This is a genomic window from Nicoliella sp. ESL1106 (assembly GCF_058509965.1).
Window position 1 is genome coordinate 95,183 of sequence record NZ_CP196340.1, and the last position, 14,517, is coordinate 109,699.

The following is a 14,517-nucleotide window of genomic DNA, read 5'->3' on the forward strand; positions in this document are numbered from 1 at the left end:
AATGTAACGCAATTATCGTGTTACATCATTGATATAACAACATTTTATGTATAAAAAAAGGAAGTCAGTAGTGACTTCCTTTCGATGTTTAGTGTAATCTTACCAAACGAATAAACCAACAATTCCTGCTGACATTAGTGAAACTAAGATTCCGGATAGGAGCAAGTAAACAACGTTCTTACTGATTAAGTCGTTGTGTTCCTTATCAACGATCCCCTTAAATGCACCGATGATCATCCCAACAGTACTCAAGTTCGCAAATGAAGTAATGAATACAACCAATTGAGCTTGGTAGTGAGGTGGAAAGACGCTGTGGTTATTAATCGTCTTAGTAATTTGTTGCATAATTACGAATTCGTTCGTAACCAACTTCTTACCCATAAATTGAGCGAATTCGAAGGCATGGTGAACATCGAGCCCCATTAACCATGCAAATGGGAACATGATGATTCCTAAAACGTGTTCAAGTGAAAGCCATGGGTTAACGAAGCCTAATAGCTTATCGATCAATGCAGCTAAGGCAACGAATGCAATCACGTTAGCGGTAATGATTAAGATTAACTTCCCAGCACCAAGGATGGAATCACCCAAGAATGAGAAGAATGGTTCGCGACCCTTTGCAGAATCACCATCAGCAGCTTCAGCGGTCGCATCTGCAACGTCTGAGCTGGAACCTAGTTTTGCAATTGTATCTTCTTCTGGTGTAACTTCGACTGGATTTAAAATACTAGTGATAATTACCGCATTCAAAATGTTCAATGGAACGGCAGTCAAAACAAATTGACCAGGTACTAATTGAACATATGCTCCCAAGATTGAAGCGGTAACACATGACATTGACATCATCGCAATCGTTAAATCACGATTAGCCTTCATTTGCTTCAACTGAATTTGAGAAACAGCTAAAGCTTCAGTGTTACCAAGGAACATCATTTCAACTGAGAAAAATGATTCGAATTTTGGTTGACCAGTAACGAATGAAAGCCCCCGGCCAATCCACTTGATCAAGAATGGTAGTACTCCGATATAGGTTAAAATATCGAAAACCGGAACGATCAAGAGGATTGGAAGTAATGCACTAGTGACAAAGTCAGGTGTCTTCAAAGCAAGCCAACTAGGTAACGCAAATCCAATCCCGGCATTAGCGACTTCAACTAAGCCACTAAAGCCATCAGCCGCAGCCTTAACGGCTTCACGACCCCACGTAAATTCAGTGAGCAGGAAGGCAATCACTAAATTGAGGATTAAAACAGTAATAACTGAACGCCAGTTAATGTTTTTACGGTTCTTAGAGAAAAGCACCGCAATCGCAAGGAATACAACGATTCCTAGGATGTTAATTAAGAGATACATTAAAACTGATCCTTTCTGTAAATAAATAAAGAACTAAATCTAAACAAGAAACAGAGCAACAAATCACCAATTTGTCACACATCACTCCTCTCAAATTAGTGGGCTACTTAGTTAGTTCATGTAATAAACTATGTTTAAATTTATCTTTACTCATGGAATCAGTAAAGTTTTCCATTATTGTTGTTGCCAAATCACCCAAAGTCCTTCTAATCCCTAAGGAATGCCCCTCGGTAAATTGCTTTGCGTATAAGATGATTGGTAAATACTCCCTAGTGGTGGGGAGATCAATTGTAATATCCTTTGCAAAACTAGAAGTAATGACCAATAGGTCAGTATCTAACATTGTATCCATTAGCAATTGAATTTGTTTATCAATAATCATTAAGCGGCTGGCGTAGTCCTTAGCATCACCACTCCGCGCTGAAATTGATAATTCTGGAACCTGATTATATATGATTCCCTCTTCGGTCTTCTTTAAGTTATAAAGAACTTCCACAAATGAAATATCATCGCTAGCACATTGTACTTGTTTACAAACATCTTGATTTTCTAGATAGTTTACAAACCTTGAAATTAACACATTTGAGAATCCTTGGCGTGCTAAAGTATTAAAAATGCTGACTACCCGTAGTGGTTCAGAATAATCAAACATTTCTCGCAACGTTGAGGAAGCATGACTAGCCTCCACAGCCGCATGCATCTTACCATAGAAGCCCTTGGGATGCTCAACCATTGGAACCGTCTTTAATTGATGATCCCATCTAATGTTGCCCAATCCCAACGATTCAAGGGTTGGCAACTTTAAGGTATCTGTAAACTGTTCATCTAAGTGTCCAATGGTATCAGCACCAACTGAATCGTACCGATTGGCATCACTTGCTTCACCCATCCCTAGTGAAGCCATATCAATGATGATAATTCGCCGAAAATTCATTTAAATAGCTCCTTAAACTTTAAGAATCTTTAAAATCTTTATAACGATTATAGCAGTGTATTAATTGTTAGTAAATAGAATTTAAGCGCCACCATCAAAAAAAGCACCAATCATCCAACTCATTTTGGAATAATCGATGCCATAATTAGTGCCGACCAAATGGCCTGCCCCTGCCAAGGAACTACATTATATCACTAAATTTAATGTCATTTTCAGATTCATAATATATAATAGAGACAATATTATCTCTAAGGGGGATTCATTTTGAAAATACTTGCACTTGGTGATTCCATCACCAATGGATACGATGGTGACCGCGACCTTACTTCCGGCACTTATCCGCAAGAACTCAGTAAATTATTAAATTGTGAAGTCGATAACTATGGTGTGAACAATGCGATGATCACCCGCCATCAATATGGTGATCTTACCCCACGGGTTTCTAGCGTTGACTTTACTAAATACGACTTAGTAATTATATTTTACGGTACTAATGACTATGCGCACATGTCATCATCACTTGAGGAGATTGAAAACGAATTAGGTGCCGATGTTGAGGCAATCAAAAATAAAAATCCCCAAACCAAATTACTTGGCATCGTGCCGATGAACCGCTGGGATTTCAATCAAAACGCTGATTCAATCGTTCGAGCTGGCGGTTATTCTTTTCACCAGCTTCAAGACGGCATCGCTACAACATACGTTAAACATCAAGTTGCTTGTCTTGATTGGCGTAAAATCGCTCCTAACCTATTGACTGATGAAAACTACCAAGAACGCCTCCATGATTCTCATCTTCACCCTAACGCTAATACTTACGGTATCATGGCAGACTATATCGCTAAATTCATCACCAATAACCACCTGATTTAGGAGGATTTCAAATATGATTTCATTTGCATACCGTGCATTTAGCGCCGTAGTCCAGGAAAAAAGCTTTTACAAAGCAGCCAAACTATTAGATGTTACCCCATCCGCAATTAGCCATGCGATCAATCAACTTGAAAAATTTCTTGGCTTTTCGGTGTTCATCAGAAACCGTTCTGGGGTTAAATTGACTGCTGATGGCAATGCTGTCATGCCGATTATTCAAGATATAATCAATACACAACAACGCCTAGAGCAAGAAGCTGCTAACATCACTGGACTTAATGCTGGTTCTGTTAGATTAGGTGCCTTTAGTAGCGTTTGTATCAACTGGCTGCCCCAAATAATTAGTTCGTTTCGGGAACAATATCCAGACATCTTAATTACAGTTGATCAAGATGCCTACGATGAAATTGGTAATAATGCTAAATTAGGCACGATTGACATTGGTTTTACGTGTGACCCCATCATTGAAAAGTTAATTAAGGTCCCATTAGTTAAAGATCAAATTTACTGCATTACCCCCAGTGACTTTATCCCGTTAAATGGGAAAAACATTACCAGTGAAGACGTTGAAAATCAAAGTTTTATTTTACAACGTAGCGACTACTATGGTGATACAAAAAAGGTATTAGATCGCTATCACGTTACCAACGCCGCCTTACAATTTAGTATTGATGATCAATCAATGCTGGCGATGGTTCGTAGCAAATTAGGAATGGGGATTTTACCTAAGCTAGCGTTGACCAATATTCCAACTGGAGTCAAAGTATATCCATTTGACCAAAAATACTACCGAACCATTTACTTAGTTATCAATTCAGTTCAAATTAAAACTCCTGCAACTAGAAGAATGCTAGACCACATTAAGGATTTCATTAAACAAAATTATCCATCAGGAATTCTAGACTAAAAAAACTGCTCATCATGAGCAGTTTTTTTAGTTTGCATTTAATTATTCAGCACTTAAACTTTCAATTGGATCAAGCTTAGCAGCCCGCCCAGCAGGAAGAAGGGCAGCAAGTAAGTTAATAATCACTGCGACTACGATTCCAAAGATTGCGTTTCCAGGCGTAATTTGAATGATGGAGTAATGAATTGCACCACTAGCGGCGGAATTGATCCCCCATTCGATCAAGTAGGCTACGATGGTAGCTGAAATGGATGAGAATAAACCAAGCAGTAATGATTCGCTAAAGAATAATCCCCGAACGTTACCCTTAGTAACCCCGAGAGCACGGAGAATTCCGATTTCCTTCGTCCGTTCAGCAACACTAATGTATAGCACAACGATAATCATGATGGCAGAAACTAGTAGTGAGATTCCGGCAATTGCAGCCAATACGTTCACTGCTAAGCTAATGTATGTGTTCAACGTGGAAACGATTGAACCGGCACCAGTAATTTGGAAGTCCTTCTTACCATTAGCATCCTTTAGAGCCTTGATCTTATCTTGAGTTGGGTTCACTTCTGCTACCCCACCCTTGATATTAGCAGTCACAAAGTTGGTCTTAAGGGTTTGCTTATTATCCTTGTAGATGCCCTTTAAGGTATCGTAACTTACGGAAATGATTGGTGAAGCACTGTCAGAAATCCCACTTACAGTAACCTTCTTGCTCATTTGAACTGGTTGACCATTCTTACCACTAGCAGCAAATGAAAGGGTAACTTCCTTGCCGACTAATGACTTGTAGTCACTCTTAATCTTTTGAGCGATACTCTTTGGTAGTAATACGGTATTGCTTGCAGTCGGTTTGCTACCATTCTTGATACTCTTATCGAGCATCGTCGAATTGTAAGTCTGAAGCACTTGGCCTTGCGTCGTCTTACCATTGTAGCTCAATTGGGGACTAACGGCCATGGCACCCTTTTCAACCGACTTAACGTTCTTAACATCCTTAATCTTATCGATGTCCTTATCGGTAACATTAGATTTTAGGATTGCAGATGCGTCAGTTCCACTGTCAGCCTTCCCCTTCGTTACTTGAACTGAGTTTGGGTTAATCTGATCGTAGATTTGGTGGTTAATATAACCTTTAATCCCGTTTCCAAGCCCCAGCATGAAAATCACACTGAAGATTCCGATCGCACCCCCGAAGATAATCAAGAGGTTTCGCTTTAGATTATATGACATTTGTTGGAAAGCCATCTTGAACGTATCGATCAAATGAAGTGGATGTAACTTCATCCCACTTGATGGTTCGGTCTTGTAAGCATCCCGTAACTTTTTATCACTATCGATTTGTCCACTGGCCATGTGAACCACACGGGTCCCGTAGGCAGCCACCTTATCGGAGTGGGTAACGGTCAACACTAATTTTCCTTCTGAAGCAATTTCATCCAACAACTTCAAAATTTCATCAGTATTTTGCGCATCCAAAGCTCCAGTTGGTTCATCGGCAATGATGATGTCTGGATCAGAAGCTAACGCCCGCGCAATTGCAACCCGTTGCTTTTGACCACCTGATAATTGGTTGGGGTGCTTATGAATGTGTTCACCCAAACCAACACGCTTTAATAGGTCTTCTGAACGCTTGTTTTGTTCAGAACGGGATAAATCACTCATTTCAAGAGCGACCCGCACGTTGTCTAAGATCGTCATGTGTCCGATCAAATTAAAGTTTTGGAAGATGAACCCAATTGTTTTCCGTCGGTATTCATCTAATTGTTTATCTGTATCGTGTTTGAGCGAATTACCATTTAGTAAAACGTCCCCCTGGTAGTTACTGTCTAACCCACCAATGATATTCATTAAAGTGGATTTCCCACCACCAGATTCACCAAGTAGTGAAACAAATTCACCATGGTTAAATTCTAGGCTAATCCCCTTCAGGACTTTGAATTCTTGCTTACCAAGGTAATAGGACTTTTGAATATCCTTTAATTCAAGTAAAGCCATCTGCGTTCTCCTCTCAAAATTGGATCTTTTTTAATGTGTTTGTTAACTTTGTTTCCAATAGTATATCAAAATATAACAATCGTTAAAAGTAATTTAACTCAAAAAAAGAATTAAAATTATCTAAAGACCTAAAATTAGAATTTATATTTGTAAAAATGTGCATATCAGTGTACGATATAAAAATCGTGAATTTTCACATTCGTTGTATTTTACAACCTTTAGAATTAAAATTAAATATAAATAGATAATTAATAAGGAGCGATTAACATGGAAATCAAGTGGCACTTAGAATCATTCGAACATTTAATGAACGATGAAATTTGGCAAATTTACGCACGTCGGGTTCAAGTATTTGTAGTTGAACAAAACCGTGCTTTTCAAGAAATTGATCAATTAGATAAACATGCCTTTCATCTCTGGGCAACTGATGAAAACGATAAAGTCGTTGCCTATGCAAGAATCTATCGTGAAGAAGACTACATTTCATTTGGTCGAGTCCTTACAACTCCAGATACCCGTGGGACTGGAATGGGCAAGGCCTTAATGGACCATGTCATGAAGGCCATCGCTGAAAACTATCCTGGCGAACCAGTTAAAATCCATGCTCAAGCAGATAAGGAACACTTCTACGAAAAATTCGGCTTTGTTGCCCATGGTGAGCAATATACTCACATCCATACTCCCCACATCTTCATGGTGAAGGAAAAATAATTAACCCCGAATGGTCAATCCACCAATGGATTGGCCATTTTTAATTTGGCATTTTAATCGCTACTAATAATTACGTTAAGATAATCAACTATTGTTGATTAAGAAGAGTATAATTACTTTTAAATTAAAATACAAACGACATTTATTAAACAAAAGTTGATTAAAGTAGAGAAAGGGTTGATTGAATGGGGAAACAGGATTTAAGAATTAAAAAATCGAAGCATGCAATCAAAGCTGCTTTTTGGAATTTGATCATCCAAAAGGGGCTCAAAAATGTTACTACCAAGGAAATTATTAATGAGGCTGGCGTTAATCGCACTACTTTTTATAATCACTATGCCAATCAATCAGCATTATTATCTGAAATTGAAAATGATCTAATCGATCGAATTAACAAAGAAGCTAACCACTTTCCAATAGATGAAACTCTAAACAGTATCCCATGGCAGGCCTACCATAAAAAAATCATTAACGTAATTTATGAAAACGGTACCTACATCAAAACGTTGATCGATAATGATGAATCACAATTTTTACAAAAGGCCGTCCATCAAAATCGCATCTCATTAAAAGAAAATAACATTCTAGATAAAATTACCATCCCTGAGCGATACGTAGTCGAAGGATTATTTGGCCTAGCCACCACCATCATCTATGAATGGATTCGTTCTGGGTACAAAGAAACCCCTGATGAATTTTTCAAAATTTTTCAAAAAATGATTCAACCAGTTCTAATTAGTAATAATATTTTAAGATAAATATTATTTGTCGCAATAATGATCAACCCCTACAGTTAAAAACAGTCTAAAATAAAAAAATTCCGCAATTGCGGAATTTTTTTATTAATGCTATTTAATTGGGGTAGTTGTTTTAAGAATTTCTGGTTTCCAAAGCATTAATAGGTAACCATATCCTTGTGAATCAAAAGTTAAATCTTCAAATTCACGACCCGTATTAAAGGAAATGTAATTAACATCTGATGGTTGAACGGTCCCTGCACCTAATTTATCAGCTGGAACTGAAGTAATAATATCATCTGAAACAATGTATAAACGATTATTAACTGGGTTATATGAAAGTCCTTGGTTATGCGTCCCACCCCAGTTGATCGTCTGTTGAACTGGAGCAAAGCTAACCTGACCAGTTGTTTCATTTAATTGTCCCTTGAAAATTTGATACTTCTTACCAGACTTACGTCCAAAGTATGCGTTCCCATCGTTATCAAAAGTTAAAGTATGCAATGCATAATTTGAATTATTGTGTAGCATTTGGAAATTAAACTGTTTAATTGGTTGTAGGGTATTTGAATCCAATTCAGTAATTACGTTACTACCATTCATAGCTAGATCACCAGAGGTTTCATCTTGCGCCAAGTAAAGGTTCTTCGTAGCTGGATTGTAAGAAAGTGTCTGACCATGCCCGATATTAATTAAAGGACTAATTTGAGCAGCATGGGCAATTTCGGAATACTTAGCAAAATCAACTTGGTTTTGGGATAGTTGATCAATTGCCTTTTGAGCATCAACCACAGCTTGGTTGGCATCATCAACAGCTTGTTGATCTTGACTCACTAAGTCATTAGCATCCTTGACGTTTTGGGTATTAGTAATCCAATTCTTAGCAAAACCATTCTTAAATTGATCAATATATGAATTGTTAGTAGCTTTTTTATTTTTAATAGCAGTCTTTTGAGCAGTCAACTTAGCTAACTTTTTAGTAAGTGGAGCGAGCTTCTTTACATATTCATCCTTAGAAATCTTCTTAAGCTTAGTCTTGGTATCAGTACTACTAGAATCACTAGAACTGGTGCTACTATCACTAGCTACATTCGATGAATTACTACTATCAGCACTGCTATTGTCATCACTGGAACTAGCTGCACTGGATGCACTGGATGCACTGGATGCATTTGCTGCAGTATCATCTGCACTACTATCAGCAGTTAAATCACTATCATCAGCGGATGATGAGCTATTGGAATTAACATCCGTTTCTGTTTTTAAAGTAATCTTTTTAGGGGTTTTGCCCTTGTAAGCAGCCTTTAAATCGCTCATTGATTGTAGAACTTGTTGTTCCTTTGCAATCAACTTGTTTAACCGTTCATCATAAGCACTATTGGCAGTTTGTAAAGTCGTCACAAAATTATCCAAAGTCAATTTGACTGGCTTAGGAGTGCTTTTGTCGGTTTTCTTATCAATTTTATAAGCATTGTTTATTTGGGTTTGAATCTTTTTGATTTGCTTATTAGCTAATTTAGCATCATTATTAACTTGTTTTTGGTAATCATCAACTTCTTGTTGGTCACTAGCCATTTGATCCTTAGCATTTTGCACCTGGTTTTGCGTACTCTTTAAGTTGCTATTAGCATCATCTAAGTAAGATTGATAGTTAGCATACAACGAAGAATGATTATTTCCCGACTTAGTATAAGGTGAAATGTACTTCAACGCCTTCCAAACTAAGTCAATTCCATTCCCGTTATCAGATAAAACCCCCATTTGCTTCAAATCATTAATATTATAACGAACAATGGCCCCCTGATTCGTACCAGTTCCCATTGATTCAACAACATAGATGTTATCGCCGACCTGAACTGAACTTTGGTAGTTACCATGTTCGGTATCCTTAACGTGAAAGCCTTCTGGAAGGTAATAATAAGTATTAAAAGTGGTACTCCCATCTTGAGAAGTATAACTATCCGCTTTATTTTGAACATTCATATCCAACTTCGTATGAACATACTTAGCAGGCACAGTCACCTTAGGTGCGGTAGTCGCAACGTTTTGTATCGAGCTATCGCTATAACTAGCCATTGCATTGGAAGTATTCGTTTCTTGTTGAATATTAGTATTAGTATTAGGAACGCTATAAAATTGTTCAGCAGCAGATACCTTCGTATGTTGTTGTGAATAGCCAAACGCAAATATACCTAATGAAATTGCAGAGATTGCTCCTATTCTGACCCATTTATTCATTGTAAATAATTCTCCTATCCTATATGTAATCATTAATCTATATTTTACAACATCCTTTCATAAATATCCTATTTTCATTCTAAATGTTATAATATGGTAATAATTAGTAATGAAAGGAAACATTAATGAAAAACTATCAAAATACTAATGATCAGTTTCAAATTGGTCAACAATTTACTTTAAATACCAAACCGGAGTTTGACAGAATGGGTGTCAACGGTGAAGCTGTTGGTTACGTTGAACGGACATTAGTCTTTATCCAAGGAGCCCTACCTAAGGAACGGGTCACGATCGAAATTACCGATACCTACCACCACTATCTAAGAGCTAAGGTCGTAAACATTATTACCCCTAGTCCCTATCGAGTTACCCCACGCGATGATTACGCAGAATCAGTGGGTGGATTTGAACTAGAGGCAATGGCATACCCTGCCCAATTAAGATATAAAAAAGAAATCGTTAGACAATCACTTTATAAATACCAACCAATTGGGTTTGAAAGTTATAAAATTCACAATACCATGGGGATGAAAGATCCTTATGGTTATCGCAATAAGGCCCAATTTCAAATTCGCAAACGCGATAGCAAGGTCATTGCTGGATTATATAAAACGCGTAGTCACGACCTAGTCGATCTAAAAACGTGTTCAGTCCAATATCCAGTCACAATGAAAGTAATGCGAGCAGTCGTCAACATGATCCAAGAACTCGAGATTCCAGTATACGATGAATCTAATCATTCTGGAATTATCAAAACCGTCGTTGTTCGTGCATCATTACACACTGATGACGTGCAGGTCGTTTTCATTACTAATACACAAAAATTTGTTAAACAGCATCGGATGTTAATGAAGATTGCCCTCCAGCTGCCAGAAGTAACCTCAGTTATGCAAAACGTAAACCCAGGCGATACTCCATTAGTATGGGGCGATGAAACGATCCTCCTTGCTGGCGATCCATTTATTGTCGAAAAGATTGGTGGATTAGAATTTGAATTATCAGCACGTGCTTTTTTACAGCTTAATCCGTTTATGACCCCCCAACTATATGAAGTAGCAATCAATGCGCTTGATTTAGACGGGAACGAACGATTAGTTGATGCCTATTCTGGAGTCGGGACAATTGGGTTGCCGCTTGCTAAGCACGTTAAGGAAGTGCGTGGAATGGATACGATTGCAGAAGCCATAGAAGATGCCAATCAAAATGCAGGTATTAATGGCATCAAAAACGCTCATTACTACGTTGGTAAGGCCGAAGATCTAATCCCTGAGTGGATCAATGATGGCTGGACACCAGATGCAATAATTGTTGATCCACCTAGAACTGGTTTAGCTGAACCATTATTAGATGCGATTTTGGATGTTGCTCCTCAAAAATTCGTCTATGTTTCTTGTAACCCTGCCACGATGGCCCGTGACCTAGTAGCATTAAGTCGTATCTACCGCGTTGATTTCATTCAACCAATCGATATGATGCCCCAAACCGCTCGCGTAGAAGCGGTCGTTAAATTTACCCGTAAGTAAACACTTTGTTTTAAAAAAGTGCTAATTAGTGTTACGCTATTTTATAAAATAAAAGGAAAGTAGGGATTTGCATTGCAGGATCCATTTGGAAATGGAATGATTCCGATTCCACCGAATTATGCAACTTTCAAAAATCCGCACACTGGTGAACTGAAGATTAGTAAAGTTGGATTTTCTTATACTTCATTAATTTTCGAATTTATTCCAGCCATTTTTAGGGGCGATTGGTACAATTTTTGTTGTATCGTTTTCATTAACGTCACGTTGGGAATGACTCTGGCACTCATAATTGGTAAACCCCTTGATTTTGCTTATCAATACACGGAAATTATTATGCACTTCATCTGGGGCTTTTTATATAATCGGATGTATTGTCGGCATCTATCAAATATTGGTTTTGTTCCAACCGATGAACGCTCTGCGGCATTATTATTTAAACATAAATATATTAAAACAAAATAAAAAGCTGACCATTGAATTGGCCAGCTTTTTATTTTAATTAACGCTTAATTTCTACTCGAATATCGACACCTTCATTAGGATTCAATTGTTCATCATAAGTGAAATTAGCTTCTTGGAAATACTTCTTAATTTCTGAATTAATTTCTTCCAATGGACGTTTGTCATTATCTTGACGATGTAGAACTAGTGTATATTCCTTATTATCATCATCAGTATGTTCAAAATCATATAAAACGTCAACTGTATTTAAAATTTCTTGAATTAATTTCCGTTCTGAATTTTCCATAATCAATTCCCTCTCAACTAAATAGTATACAATTTTCATTTTATTCCGTTAGTATCAATTTATAAAGTAAAAAGCTCTCAATTAAATCAACGAACGATCCGTCTTGCTTATGAAACTACCCTTCCCATCAACAATTTGATAGTTACGATCAACGTATTTAATTAACCGTGCATCATGGGTGATCAATAGCACCGTTTTATGTTGCTCATGTGCAATTTGCTTAAAAATCGTCATGATTTGAACTGCCCTTTTTCCATCCAATGCGGCGGTTGGTTCGTCAGCTAAAATAATGTTAGGGTTGGGATACATTGCCCGTGCGATTGCGACTCGTTGTTTCTGACCGCCTGATAATTGATCTGGATATTGGTTCATTAAATCAGTAATTGATAAATCATCACAGAGCTGCTTGAATTCAGCTGAACCCATATTGCCGCTGGGTTTAACGCGATCAACTAGTTCAAATTGTTCACTTACGGTCAAGTATGGCACTAGATTATATGATTGAAGGATAAAACCGAGCTGCGCTAGTCTAAACTGGCCTTGTTGACGCTTATTCATCTTTCCATAATCATTTCCATCAATATCCAATTGACCACTAGTTGGCGATAAAATTCCACCAATGATTTTCAAAAAAGTACTCTTTCCAGATCCAGATGGTCCCGTAATCGATATCAATTCACCCGAATCAGCCGTAAAATTAATTCCTTGAAGCGCCTTGGTCGCACTTGAACCGTTTCCATAAATTTTTTCAATTTGATGCAGCTTAATCGTTTCCATATTCACTAACCTCCAATAACCGTTGCAGGATCAATTTTAGCAACCGTTCGCATTGGAATAATGGCCCCCAATGCAGTGATCACAATAATTGCGAATGCCACCAGTCCTAGCCACCCTAAATTAAATTGAATTGGGACGCTACTTGGAATTACTAACGCCGTTAAAAATGTCAATCCACCACTAACTATAATTCCTGCAATTGCTAATATCAACGCTTGGCAAACAATGCTTTTTAATAGGTAAAAGTTGCTAATTCCTTGAACCTTCATCACTGCTAAAAATGGAATTTTCTGAATTGTTAAAACATACAAGAAAATCGCAATAATAAATAGGGTGATCACCAATAAGAAACCGATCATAAAGTTAAAAGTATTATTTTGAGCAGTATAACCCGGTAGCTTATTAATAAATTCACCAATCGAAAGCGTTTGGGTCCCACTGACCTTATCAATGTTAGCAGAGTGTTTCAAAACAATTGCACTCACCATTGCAGCGTTTTGGTTCCCAAATTTAGCTTCTTGAACAGCCTTAGTATTAGCATAAATAACTGGCGCAATGCTCAACTTAGCATTATTAGTCGTCCCCACAATTTGGTAACGTGTTGAACGATTAGCAATCTTGATCCACTCACCAATATGATAGCCATCGGTTTTAACCAAACTGTCATCAACTACAACTTCATGCTCATTTTTAAACTTTCTTCCTGCTTCGATTTTTAAATCCTTATAAATCGATTGCCCAGAATTAATTCCGATGATTTGCGTATTTAACTTTTCACCATTGCCATTGCTAGTAACGTTTGCATTCAATTGAACGATGGCAGAGCTCCCAACAACATGGTCATATTTAGCAGCTTGCCCCTTCGTCAAATTGGATTGAGTCAAAGAACCATTTGCTTCATTATTTAATACAATTTGTTGAGCATCCCAAGAATCGATGGCCAACCGATTCGAAGATGATAATCCATTCGCTAACCCCGTCAGAACAAAAATTAAATATGCGATCAAGACTAATACTAACCCGATTAATCCATATCTAAATTTATATTTTTTAATTTCCCTTAATCCTAAAAACATACTAGTGCGTCCCTTCTAATAATCCTTGGTTTATAATCATCAACATCGTCTTTAAATCAGCTAGTTCAACCTGTTCGTCAGCACCGATTAAAATCGAGCGAATTGCATTATGACTAGCAGCAGTCGCCGCTTTATAAACCACTGCAACCACATTTGCATCATTGATCAAATTACCGTTCACGATCATTACCAAACGATCCATGCTCATACTATGATAATCAAATGGTAGTGATTTTAAATTGTATTGATTATACGCAACGTGCATTCGATAAAAATCACGGTATCGAGATTGATTGATCTGTGCAATGAAATCAACAGTCGATTGATAAAAACTATCCAGAGTATTTTGATGCTCATTTTTAATCATCTTAAAAACATCAAAATGAACGGCATCTAATACCCTTCTTAAAACGTAATTGTAACTATCCGTAATATCATCAAAATACTTATAAAATGACCCCCGTGCAATATCACAATTCTTAATGATCCTTGCTACTTGGGCATCTAATAATTTATGTTCTGAAAATTCACTTAATAGTGCATTAAAAACTAATTCTTGTTTAGTTTCATTTAAATTCATAAATGTTTTCGTTGGCATGATTAATTCTCCTTAGTGACACGGTGTCATTTTTAGTGATTTTAATTCTATCATTG

14 protein-coding genes are annotated in these 14,517 nt (G+C 37.3%); 6 read left to right on the top strand and 8 right to left on the bottom strand.

Annotated features, from left to right (window positions below; genetic code table 11):
* Positions 1-99 precede the first annotated feature (99 nt).
* Both ACSVI6_RS00405 and ACSVI6_RS00410 read right to left on the bottom strand, forming a co-directional pair.
* On the bottom strand, positions 100-1,353 hold the full coding sequence (locus tag ACSVI6_RS00405; protein ID WP_491720708.1) for a NupC/NupG family nucleoside CNT transporter: 1,254 nt from the start codon (positions 1,351-1,353) through the stop codon (positions 100-102).
* Positions 1,354-1,456: 103 nt separating this feature from the next.
* The gene (locus ACSVI6_RS00410; RefSeq protein WP_491720709.1) at positions 1,457-2,287 is read right to left on the bottom strand and encodes an alkaline phosphatase family protein; all 831 of its coding nucleotides are present in this window, start codon (positions 2,285-2,287) and stop codon (positions 1,457-1,459) included.
* Positions 2,288-2,551: 264 nt separating this feature from the next.
* Between ACSVI6_RS00410 and ACSVI6_RS00415 the strand changes: the two genes are divergently transcribed.
* Together ACSVI6_RS00415 and ACSVI6_RS00420 are read left to right on the top strand one after the other, a co-directional pair.
* Positions 2,552-3,160, top strand: a complete 609-nt coding sequence (locus ACSVI6_RS00415; protein WP_491720710.1) for an SGNH/GDSL hydrolase family protein — start codon at positions 2,552-2,554, stop codon at positions 3,158-3,160.
* Between the two features lie 13 nt (positions 3,161-3,173).
* Positions 3,174-4,067 (top strand): LysR family transcriptional regulator, encoded by an 894-nt coding sequence (locus ACSVI6_RS00420; RefSeq protein WP_491720711.1) that lies wholly within the window; start codon positions 3,174-3,176, stop codon positions 4,065-4,067.
* A gap of 42 nt (positions 4,068-4,109) precedes the next feature.
* Here the strand turns inward: ACSVI6_RS00420 and ACSVI6_RS00425 are convergent, their stop codons facing one another.
* Complete coding sequence (locus tag ACSVI6_RS00425; RefSeq protein ID WP_491720712.1) at positions 4,110-6,053, bottom strand: ABC transporter ATP-binding protein/permease; 1,944 nt, start codon at positions 6,051-6,053, stop codon at positions 4,110-4,112.
* 267 nt (positions 6,054-6,320) lie between these two features.
* On the opposite strand from ACSVI6_RS00425, the gene ACSVI6_RS00430 reads away from it, so the two are divergent.
* Together ACSVI6_RS00430 and ACSVI6_RS00435 are read left to right on the top strand one after the other, a co-directional pair.
* On the top strand, positions 6,321-6,764 hold the full coding sequence (locus ACSVI6_RS00430) for a GNAT family N-acetyltransferase (RefSeq protein WP_491716765.1): 444 nt from the start codon (positions 6,321-6,323) through the stop codon (positions 6,762-6,764).
* 185 nt (positions 6,765-6,949) lie between these two features.
* Positions 6,950-7,522: a TetR/AcrR family transcriptional regulator gene (locus tag ACSVI6_RS00435; protein WP_491720713.1), complete on the top strand. Its 573-nt coding sequence runs from the start codon at positions 6,950-6,952 to the stop codon at positions 7,520-7,522.
* A gap of 90 nt (positions 7,523-7,612) precedes the next feature.
* Here the strand turns inward: ACSVI6_RS00435 and ACSVI6_RS00440 are convergent, their stop codons facing one another.
* Positions 7,613-9,739 carry a hypothetical protein gene (locus tag ACSVI6_RS00440; protein ID WP_491720714.1) on the bottom strand — a complete coding sequence of 709 codons (2,127 nt, stop codon included), beginning with the start codon at positions 9,737-9,739 and terminating at the stop codon, positions 7,613-7,615.
* Between the two features lie 125 nt (positions 9,740-9,864).
* On the opposite strand from ACSVI6_RS00440, the gene rlmD reads away from it, so the two are divergent.
* The gene (rlmD, locus tag ACSVI6_RS00445) at positions 9,865-11,262 is read left to right on the top strand and encodes a 23S rRNA (uracil(1939)-C(5))-methyltransferase RlmD (RefSeq protein ID WP_491720715.1); all 1,398 of its coding nucleotides are present in this window, start codon (positions 9,865-9,867) and stop codon (positions 11,260-11,262) included.
* Between the two features lie 72 nt (positions 11,263-11,334).
* A complete protein-coding gene (locus tag ACSVI6_RS00450; RefSeq protein WP_491716769.1) occupies positions 11,335-11,724 on the top strand; it encodes a hypothetical protein in 390 nt (129 codons plus the stop codon).
* Positions 11,725-11,761: 37 nt separating this feature from the next.
* Here the strand turns inward: ACSVI6_RS00450 and ACSVI6_RS00455 are convergent, their stop codons facing one another.
* From ACSVI6_RS00455 to ACSVI6_RS00470, 4 genes are all read right to left on the bottom strand, one after another.
* The gene (locus ACSVI6_RS00455) at positions 11,762-12,010 is read right to left on the bottom strand and encodes a hypothetical protein (RefSeq protein WP_491716770.1); all 249 of its coding nucleotides are present in this window, start codon (positions 12,008-12,010) and stop codon (positions 11,762-11,764) included.
* A gap of 81 nt (positions 12,011-12,091) precedes the next feature.
* Positions 12,092-12,787: an ABC transporter ATP-binding protein gene (locus tag ACSVI6_RS00460; protein ID WP_491716771.1), complete on the bottom strand. Its 696-nt coding sequence runs from the start codon at positions 12,785-12,787 to the stop codon at positions 12,092-12,094.
* A gap of 5 nt (positions 12,788-12,792) precedes the next feature.
* On the bottom strand, positions 12,793-13,863 hold the full coding sequence (locus ACSVI6_RS00465) for an ABC transporter permease (RefSeq protein WP_491720716.1): 1,071 nt from the start codon (positions 13,861-13,863) through the stop codon (positions 12,793-12,795).
* 1 nt (position 13,864) lies between these two features.
* Positions 13,865-14,461, bottom strand: a complete 597-nt coding sequence (locus ACSVI6_RS00470) for a TetR/AcrR family transcriptional regulator (protein ID WP_491720717.1) — start codon at positions 14,459-14,461, stop codon at positions 13,865-13,867.
* Between the last annotated feature and the right edge of the window lie 56 nt (positions 14,462-14,517).

Excerpts from the sequence above, each read along its gene's own strand:
- ACSVI6_RS00405 (WP_491720708.1), bottom strand. The coding sequence starts at position 1,353 with ATGTATCTCTTAATTAACATCCTAGGAATCGTTGTATTCCTTGCGATT.
- ACSVI6_RS00410 (WP_491720709.1), bottom strand. The coding sequence starts at position 2,287 with ATGAATTTTCGGCGAATTATCATCATTGATATGGCTTCACTAGGGATG.
- ACSVI6_RS00420 (WP_491720711.1), top strand. The coding sequence starts at position 3,174 with ATGATTTCATTTGCATACCGTGCATTTAGCGCCGTAGTCCAGGAAAAA.
- ACSVI6_RS00425 (WP_491720712.1), bottom strand. The coding sequence starts at position 6,053 with ATGGCTTTACTTGAATTAAAGGATATTCAAAAGTCCTATTACCTTGGT.
- ACSVI6_RS00430 (WP_491716765.1), top strand. The coding sequence starts at position 6,321 with ATGGAAATCAAGTGGCACTTAGAATCATTCGAACATTTAATGAACGAT.
- ACSVI6_RS00435 (WP_491720713.1), top strand. The coding sequence starts at position 6,950 with ATGGGGAAACAGGATTTAAGAATTAAAAAATCGAAGCATGCAATCAAA.
- ACSVI6_RS00440 (WP_491720714.1), bottom strand. The coding sequence starts at position 9,739 with ATGAATAAATGGGTCAGAATAGGAGCAATCTCTGCAATTTCATTAGGT.
- rlmD (WP_491720715.1), top strand. The coding sequence starts at position 9,865 with ATGAAAAACTATCAAAATACTAATGATCAGTTTCAAATTGGTCAACAA.
- ACSVI6_RS00455 (WP_491716770.1), bottom strand. The coding sequence starts at position 12,010 with ATGGAAAATTCAGAACGGAAATTAATTCAAGAAATTTTAAATACAGTT.
- ACSVI6_RS00460 (WP_491716771.1), bottom strand. The coding sequence starts at position 12,787 with ATGGAAACGATTAAGCTGCATCAAATTGAAAAAATTTATGGAAACGGT.
- ACSVI6_RS00465 (WP_491720716.1), bottom strand. The coding sequence starts at position 13,863 with ATGTTTTTAGGATTAAGGGAAATTAAAAAATATAAATTTAGATATGGA.
- ACSVI6_RS00470 (WP_491720717.1), bottom strand. The coding sequence starts at position 14,461 with ATGCCAACGAAAACATTTATGAATTTAAATGAAACTAAACAAGAATTA.